Origin of the sequence: Halomonas sp. (genome assembly GCF_033549285.1) — a bacterium.
In the GTDB taxonomy this organism is placed as follows: domain Bacteria; phylum Pseudomonadota; class Gammaproteobacteria; order Pseudomonadales; family Halomonadaceae; genus Halomonas.
The window spans coordinates 1-7,760 of the sequence record NZ_JAWSUJ010000137.1; the positions used below are offsets into that span (position 1 = coordinate 1).

At 63.2% G+C, this 7,760-nt stretch carries 5 protein-coding genes; 3 read left to right on the plus strand and 2 right to left on the minus strand.

Going from position 1 to position 7,760, the window contains the following annotated elements:
- Positions 1 to 331: 331 nt before the first annotated feature.
- The gene (locus SCI24_RS19770; RefSeq protein WP_318727009.1) at positions 332 to 1,837 is read right to left on the minus strand and encodes an aldehyde dehydrogenase; all 1,506 of its coding nucleotides are present in this window, start codon (positions 1,835 to 1,837) and stop codon (positions 332 to 334) included.
- A gap of 15 nt (positions 1,838 to 1,852) precedes the next feature.
- A complete protein-coding gene (locus SCI24_RS19775) occupies positions 1,853 to 3,091 on the minus strand; it encodes a M20 family metallo-hydrolase (RefSeq protein WP_318727010.1) in 1,239 nt (412 codons plus the stop codon).
- A gap of 268 nt (positions 3,092 to 3,359) precedes the next feature.
- On the opposite strand from SCI24_RS19775, the gene SCI24_RS19780 reads away from it, so the two are divergent.
- The 3 genes from SCI24_RS19780 (at position 3,360) to aguA (ending at position 7,329) form a co-directional block, all read left to right on the plus strand.
- A complete protein-coding gene (locus SCI24_RS19780; RefSeq protein WP_318727011.1) occupies positions 3,360 to 4,778 on the plus strand; it encodes an aminotransferase in 1,419 nt (472 codons plus the stop codon).
- 77 nt (positions 4,779 to 4,855) lie between these two features.
- A complete protein-coding gene (locus SCI24_RS19785; RefSeq protein WP_318727012.1) occupies positions 4,856 to 6,199 on the plus strand; it encodes a Na+/H+ antiporter NhaC family protein in 1,344 nt (447 codons plus the stop codon).
- Between the two features lie 8 nt (positions 6,200 to 6,207).
- Complete coding sequence (aguA, locus tag SCI24_RS19790) at positions 6,208 to 7,329, plus strand: agmatine deiminase (RefSeq protein WP_318727013.1); 1,122 nt, start codon at positions 6,208 to 6,210, stop codon at positions 7,327 to 7,329.
- The last annotated feature ends 431 nt before the right edge of the window (positions 7,330 to 7,760 follow it).

Here is a 7,760-nt window from a genome sequence, read left to right on the forward strand (position 1 = left end):
GGTTCCCTTTGACCGCATCACACGGTCAAACCTCGGGTAGTCCCCCGGCAAAGCCGGGGGATTACCTTATTTATTTACCAGCGCCTCAACATCTCCAGCCAATCGCAGTTGTTCCGGCTGTTCCTGGATCATGTGGCGCTGGTCTCACGCCAGCGGTAGGTGGATTGTCAAGCGACCTTGGCGAATCGTGAAGAATCATGCCTCGCCGAGCACCATTCCTGTTAACAGCGCCAATCAGTTATCGCCCGCCATGCCTGGCACACGATAAAACAGCTGGCGACCTCGAAGGGGAACCAGCTGGACAAGGGAAGTAGGCAGCAAACGAGAATGTTCAGAGCGCGAGTGTCATCCAAACGCTCTTGAGATCGGAGTACTCCTCCAGGGAGTGGTGGGACTTGTCGCGGCCGTTGCCGGACTGCTTGACCCCGCCGAAGGGCATGGTCTGGTCGCCGCCGGCCCAGTTGTTGACGAACACCTGGCCCGAGCGCAGCCGACGAGTGACACGCATGATGCGGTCGATGTCCTGGCTCCACAGCCCGGCAGCCAGGCCGAAATCGCTGTCGTTGGCCATGGCGATGGCTTCCTCCTCGCTGTCGAAGCCGAACACCGCCAGCACCGGGCCGAAGACCTCCTCGCGGCCGATGGCCATCGCCGGGGTCACACCGTCAAACACCGTAGGCGGGATGAACAGCCCCGGACCGTCCAGTGCCTGGCCGCCAGTACGCAGGGTCGCCCCCTCCTCCACCCCACGGCGAATATAGTCGAGCACCCGCTCATACTGAGCTTGGTCGACAATCGCCCCCATGAAACTTGCAGGGTCCAGCGGGTCGCCGGGCTGCATCGTCTCGGCGGCGGCCAGCACCTTCTCGACGAAGGCCTCGCGGATCGAGTTCTCCACCAGCAGCCGGGAGCCGGCGATGCACACCTCGCCCTGGTTGTGAAAGATTGCCGCGGCGGCATGTTCAGCCACCTGATCCAGGTCCTCGCTGTCGGCGAATACGATATTGGGGCTCTTGCCACCGCATTCCAGAAAGACCTTCTTGAGGTTCGACTGGCCGGCGTACTGCATCAACTGCTTGCCCACCCCGGTGGAGCCGGTGAAGGCCAGACAGTCGACATCCATCGATAGCGCCAGGGCCTTGCCCACACGGTGACCAAAGCCCGGCAGCACCTGGAAGACGCCGCGTGGCAGCCCTGCCTCATGGGCCAACTGGGCCAGGCGCAGCGCCGAGAGCGGCGACTTCTCCGAGGGCTTCAAGATGACGCTGTTACCGGCGGCAAGCGCTGGGGCGATCTTCCAGGCGGTCATCATCAGCGGGAAGTTCCAGGGCACGATTGAGGCCACCACCCCCAGCGGCTCGCGCAGCACCAGGCCCAAAGCATCGTCACTAGTGGGTGCGACCTCGCCGTAGAGCTTGTCGATGGACTCGGCGTGATGGCGAAGGCAGGCTACGGCGCCGGACATGTCGCCCAGCGAGCTTCCGACCGGCTTGCCCATGTCCAGGGTGTCGAGCAGCGCCAGCTCGTGCCTGTTGGCCTCCATCAGGTCGGCCAGGCGCAACAGCACCTTCTTTCGCCGTCCCGGTGCCAGCCGCGACCAGGCGCCGCCATCAAAGGCCAGCCGCGCGGCCGACACGGCAGCCTCGGCATCGGCGACGTCGCAGCTCGCCACCTCAGCGAGAACCTCGCCGGTCGCCGGGTTGGTGGTGGAGAGGGTCGCGCCGTCGTCAGCATCGACAAAGGCATCATCGATATAAGCGCGGGTCTCGATGACCAGCGAGTCGGCCAATGTCTGCCATTCGGCACGGCTGCGGGGAAATTTGCTAAGTTCGGTCATAACGGACTCCAGAGATCAGGCATGACGGTTGGCACGCGCCAACATGGCGTCAAAGAGCACCTCGGTGCCCAGGGCGCAGTGCTCCGGGGTGGCGTATTCAGCCTCGTTGTGGCTGATGCCGTCACGGCAGGGGATGAAGATCATCGCGGTAGGGGCAACGCGCGACACATAAACAGCGTCGTGCCCGGCGCCGCTCATCATGCGTCGGTAGCGCACACCCAGTGCCTGGGTCGCGGCTTCCACGGCTGCGATACACTCGGGGGCGAATTCCACCACCGGCGAGGCCCAGATGCGCTGCTGGGACACAGCCACACCGAAGGCTTCGCCCGCGGCCGCCATCTCGCATTCGAACCATGACTGGAGGGCATCCAGCTCGGCCTCCACCACGTGCCTCAGGTCAACGGTGAGGTGTACTTCCCCCGGGATAACGTTGCGAGAGGCCGCGGTGATGTCCAGGCAGCCACAAGTGACCTTGGTGGCCCTGCTGGTATCGGACAAGGCGTGGACCTGCAGGCGGTCGATCAGCCGTGCTGCCGCTGCCAGGGCGTCATGACGCAACCGCATCGGAGTGGGGCCGGCATGGGCCGACTGGCCAGAGAAGGTGACATCGAACCAGCGCATGCCCTGGACGCCGGTGACCACGCCGACAGCCTCGCCTGCCTCCTCGAGCACGGGCCCCTGCTCGATATGCAGTTCGAAAAATGCATCCAGCCGCGGCTCGCCTACCGGCATGTCACCGGCGAAGCCGCAGGCTTCCAGCGCCTCGCCTAGGGTCACGCCGTCGGCATCACGACGACTCAGGGTATCGTCGACGGAGAACTCACCGGCATAGGTGCCCGAGGCGACCATCGCCGGAGCAAAGCGGCTGCCCTCCTCGTTGGTCCAAACCACCAGTTCGAGGGGACGTTCGGTGACGATGCCCTGGTCGTGCAGGCAGCGGAAGACCTCGAGCCCACCCAGTACGCCGAGGATGCCATCGAAGCGACCGCCCTTGGGCTGAGTATCCAGATGGCTACCCGTTGCGACGGGAGCGAGATCCGAACGACGGCCCTCGCGGCGGATGAAAAGGTTACCGACTTGATCCACCCGCCAGGTGCAGCCGATCGCCTCGCACCAATCGAGCAGAAGGCGTCGGCCGGCAGCGTCTTCGGGAGTCAGGGCCAGGCGGCAATTGCCGCCGTTAGCGGTGGGGCCGATTTCGGCCATGGTCATCAGCGTGCTCCACAGCCGCTGGCCGTCGATGGACATCGTCATGGTTTGCCTCTCCGGTCATTGTTCGAGCAGGGCAACCACTGCTGCATGCGTCGATTGGCACTGGTGTCAGGTGAACAGTGAGGCGTTGACCTGTCGACGGATCAGTCCCAAGCGACAACGCAAGCGATAGCCCTGTTGATAGGGAGTATTGCGTGTCTGGGAATCACCTTATGAGGGCGGGGTGAGCCCCCGATATACCCCAATTAGGATATATTCCGCCCTCCCCGGGTCTGACTAGGCTGACCTCCACACGACAGGAGGCAACACCATGACCACAACAAGTACCCGTCCGACGACCGCCCGCTCCGAACTCGATGCCAATGCCCTGTGGCGAAAGGACAAGGACCACTTCATCCACCCCTTCACCGACTTCAGCGTCTTCCATGACCAAGGCTGCGACCTGATCACCGATAGCGACGGCATCTACGTCGAGGATGCTAAGGGCAATCGCTTCATCGACGGGATCGCCGGGCTGTGGTGCGTCAACGTCGGTCACGGCCGTGCCGAGATCGGCCAGGCCATGGCCGATCAGGCCACCCGCATGGCCTACTTCTCGACCTTCAACAACCTGTCCAACGCCCCTGCCGCGGAACTTGCCGCCAAGCTTGCTGAGCTGGCACCCGAGCATCTCAATCACGTCTTCTACAGCTGTGGTGGCTCGGCGGCCAACGACGCTACCATTCGCCTGGTGCACTACTACTTCAACCGCCTGGGCAAGCCGGAAAAGAAGCACATCCTCTCGCGTAACAACGCCTACCATGGCACCACCTACCTGGCCGCCACCCTGACCGGCATCGCGAGCAACAACTGGGACTTTGACACCCTCGACCACCTGGTGACCCACCTCAGCGAGGCCAACTGCTATCGCCGCCCCCAAGGCATGAGCGAGGCAGAGTACTGCGACCACCTGGTGGCAGAATTCGAGGAGACGATCGAACGTATCGGGGCAGAGAATATTGCCGCCTTCATCGCCGAGCCGATCATGGGCGCCGGCGGGGTGTTGATGGCGCCAAGTGGATATCATGCGCGTATGCAAGCGGTCTGCCGCGCCAACGACATCCTGTTCATCGCCGACGAGGTGGTCACCGGCTTCGGCCGCCTGGGGCACGTCTTCGCCTCCGAGGCGGTGTTCGAGACCCAGCCTGACATCATCAACTGCGCCAAGGGACTGTCCTCGGGCTATGCCCCGCTGGGCGCGACCCTGATCTCCGACGACATTTACGAGGTGCTGGGCACCCCTCAGCGCAAGGGGGGTGTGCTGAGTACCGGCTTCACCTATTCCGGCCATCCGGTGAGCTGTGCCGCAGCCCTCAAGAACATCGAGATCATTGAGCGCGAAGGGATCTGCAAGAATGTCCGCGAGGTGGGGCCCTACCTCGAAGAACAGCTCCGGACCCTGTCGCACCACACCACCGTGGGTGACGTGCGCGGCAGCCACTTCATGATGTGCCTGGAGAATGTGGCCGACAAGACCACCAAGGAGCTGCTGCCAGTAGAGGCGCGGGTCGGGGACCGGATCGCCTTCGAGGCTCAGAAACGCGGTTTGATCATCCGTCCGGTGGGACATCTGAACATCGTCTCGCCGCCGCTGATCTGGACCCGCGGAACTGTCGACCGAGTGGTCGCGATCCTCGACGAGGCGCTGACGGCTGCCACAGCCTCTCTGCACGAGGACGGCTACCTCTGACCGCCGTCGCGGCATCCCGGCGGGGACGCCGCCCTTGCCCATTTCGCTTACCCGACAACGACAACTAGAGACGAACCATGGAATTCTTTGGCGCCTGGAGCTTGCTCCCCACCCTGGTGGTGCTGGGCATGGCCATCATCACTCGACGTACCATCGAATCGCTGCTGGCCGGCACCCTAGTCGGCCTGCTGATGATCGACCCGACCACCGTAATCACCCAAGGCTCGGACATCCTGCTCGGCGTGCTGGGCAACGACACCGTCACCTGGATCATTCTGGTCTGCGGCCTGTTCGGAAGCCTGATCGCCCTACTGGTGAAGACCGGCGGAGTGCTCAGCTTCGGCGACACCATGACTCGGCGCATCCACACCAAGCACCAGAGCCTGCTGACCACCTGGTTTCTGGGGCTGATCATCTTCGTCGACGATTATTTGAATGCCCTGACCATCAGCGCCTCGATGAAGAAGATCACCGACCGCTTCAACATCTCCCGGGAAAAGCTGGCCTACATCGTAGACTCCACGGCAGCTCCGGTGTGCATCCTGGTACCCTTCTCCACCTGGGCGGTGTTCTTCGGTGGCCTGCTGGAGGAAAACGACGTGACCGGCAATGGCATGGGCCTGTACATATCGGCTATTCCCTACATGTTTTATGCCTGGGTGGCCGCGGCCATCGTCCCGCTGGTGGCGGTTGGCTTGATTCCCGACATCGGGCCGATGAAAACCGCCGAAGCCCGTGCCGCCGGCGGCCAGTTGATGCCTGCGGGGGTCGACGACGACGCACTGGAGGTAGACGAGAACCAGCCACGCCCTCACCTGCTCAATTTCCTGCTGCCCATCGCTAGCCTGATCTTCTTCACCTGGTACTTCGAGATCGACATCCTGCGCGGCGTGATCGTCGCCCTTGCAGTTACCCTGGTGCTGATCGGCATCCAGCGGCTGCTGAGCTTTCACGATACATTCGATACCGCCCTCGATGGCTTCAAGGCCATGATCATGCCGCTCGGCACCCTGGTGGCCGGATTCACCCTCAAGGAAGTCAACGACGTGCTGGGGCTCACCGACTTCGTGATCACCACGGTGCAGCCGCTAATGAGCCCCGGGATGCTGCCGGCGGTGGTCTTCGTGACCATGGCCTTCTTGGCCTTTGCTACCGGGTCCTTCTGGGGACTGTTCGCCGTGGCAATGCCCATCGTGCTCCCGCTGGCGTCAAGCATGGATGCCCATATGCCCCTGGTGATCGGCGCGCTGATCTCCGCCAGCGCATTCGGCAGCCACGCCTGCTTCTACGGTGACTCCACTGTGCTGTCCGCCCAGGGCAGCGGCTGCACTCCCATGGCCCATGCCCTGACGCAGTTGCCCTATGTGGTGATTGCCGCAGCCATTGCCACTGTTGTATTCCTGATAGTCGGCCACCTGTGAGAGATGCCATGACAACACACCACCATCTGGGCGTCCCGGCGGGCGCCTCCCACGGGACCCCGGCCGAACAGGGCTTTGCCATGCCGGCCGAGTTTGCCCCCCACGACGCTTGCTGGATGCTCTGGCCACAGCGACCCGACACCTGGCGCTATGGGGCCAAGCCGGCTCAGCAGGCCTTCACCGAGGTGGCCTGTGCCATCGCCGAGAGCGAGACGGTGTTCGTCGGCGTCAACGACGAACAGTACGAGAATGCTCGTAATCAGCTGCCCGCCCATATCCGCGTGATAGAACTTTCCAGCAACGATGCCTGGATGAGAGACATGGGCCCCACCTTCTTGACCCACCCCGACGGGCGCCTGGCCATGGTGGACTGGGTTTTTAACGCTTGGGGCGGCCTCGAGGGGGGCCTCTACTTTCCCTGGGACAAGGACAAGCGCATCCGTACCAAGATCGCCGAGATGCTTGGCATCCCGCGCTTCGTAGCGCCTGTGGTGCTCGAGGGCGGTGCTTTCCATGTGGACGGCGAGGGCACCTTGATCACCACCGAGGAATGCCTTCTCAACGCTAACCGCAACCCGGAATTGGACCGTAGCAAGATGGAGGTTGTGCTGAGGGACTACCTCGGGGTGGAGAAAGTGATCTGGCTGCCTCGGGGCTGTCACCTGGATGAGACCGATGGCCACGTGGACAACCTCTGCTGCTTCGTCGCCCCAGGCGAGGTAGCCCTGACATGGTGTGACGACGAGACGGATCCCCAATACGCCATCTCACGAGAGGCCCTGAAGATACTGGAGGCTGCTCGCGACGCTAGGGGCAGGCCACTGGCCGTGTACAAGATGCCCCAGCCTGCCCCCCTCTATATCGCTGAGGACGAGGCCATCGGCCTGGACCGCCTGAGCAGCTCTCATCCCCGCCAGCCAGGTGACCGCATGGCGGGTTCATACGTCAATTTCTATATCGGCAACTCGGTAGTGGTGATGCCCTTCCTGGACACCGCCCACGACGAACAAGCCCGTGGGATCCTGCAAGGGCTCTTCCCCGACAAGAGGGTGATCGGAGTGCCGGCTCGGGAGATCTTGCTCGGTGGTGGCAATATCCACTGCATTACCCAGCAACAGCCGCGTCCCTGAGCCCGCTTTATGTTGCTATATGTAGGATCCCGGATGATCGTTCCCTGGGACACTCCGCCGTGTAAGCCGCCATGAGGCGTCAGGAAATAGCACCGAAAGGGTAAAGATTGGCACAAGGCGCGGGCGTGCCTGACATCTCCTTTCGGGTTTCCACCCTCCAGGGCAAATCGCGCTGACCTGCCCCCGAACGAAAACAGGCCGCCGATCATGGATCGGCGGCCTGTGCTCTGGCGTCAGCGCGGCCCGCGTCGCGGGCCCACGGCTTACTTGGCCTTGGGAGCGGCTTCCTTGACGGCCTTGGTGGCGGTCTCGGTGGCCTCCTTGGCGCTTTCCTGGGCCTGCTTGACGCTGCCCTCGGTCAGCTTCTGGCTCTCCTCGACGAACTCCTGCTGCAGGGCCACGACCTTCTCGGCATCGCCCTTCAGGCGTTC